This is a genomic window from Eubacterium ramulus ATCC 29099, assembly GCF_000469345.1.
GTDB lineage: Bacteria > Bacillota > Clostridia > Lachnospirales > Lachnospiraceae > Eubacterium_I > Eubacterium_I ramulus.
The window spans coordinates 2,658-3,335 of sequence record NZ_KI271112.1 but is presented as its reverse complement, the minus strand read 5'-3'; the positions used below and the strand labels follow the sequence as shown (position 1 = coordinate 3,335).

1 pseudogene is annotated in these 678 nt (G+C 45.4%); it reads left to right on the top strand.

Annotated elements, in window-relative coordinates:
- A pseudogene (locus HMPREF0373_RS06070) lies at nucleotides 1–678 on the top strand (ATP-binding protein); the annotation flags it as partial.

Genomic DNA, 678 nt, shown 5'->3' with positions numbered 1-678 from the left:
AAACCTATTTTCTGCTGACGCTCATTGAAGCCCTACTGCATACTGACGCTATCCTTTACATTTTAGACCCTAAGAACAGCGACCTTGCAGACTTGGGAACAGTCATGCCGAATGTCTACCATACCAAAGAAGAAATGATTGATTGCGTTAATTCCTTTTATGACGGCATGGTACAGCGAAGCGAGGAAATGAAGCGACACCCGAACTATAAGACGGGCGAAAACTACGCCTATCTGGGACTGCCACCCTGCTTTCTTATCTTTGATGAATATGTGGCATTTTTTGAAATACTGGGGACAAAAGAAAGCGTGAGCCTACTTAGCCAGTTAAAGAAAATCGTTATGTTAGGGCGACAAGCAGGTTATTTCCTTATCGTTGCCTGCCAGCGTCCAGACGCAAAGTATTTCTCGGACGGTATCAGAGATAACTTCAATTTCCGTGTGGGACTTGGGCGTATCAGCGAATTAGGTTACGGTATGCTGTTTGGTTCAGATGTGAAAAAGCAGTTTTTCCAGAAGCGTATCAAGGGGCGTGGCTATTGTGATGTGGGAACAAGTGTTATAAGTGAATTTTATACGCCTTTAGTCCCGAAAGGACATGATTTTTTGCAGACTATCGGTTCTCTTGCACAAGCAAGGCAGGACGTGACGGCGACGTGCGAAGCGAAAGGCGACGGCA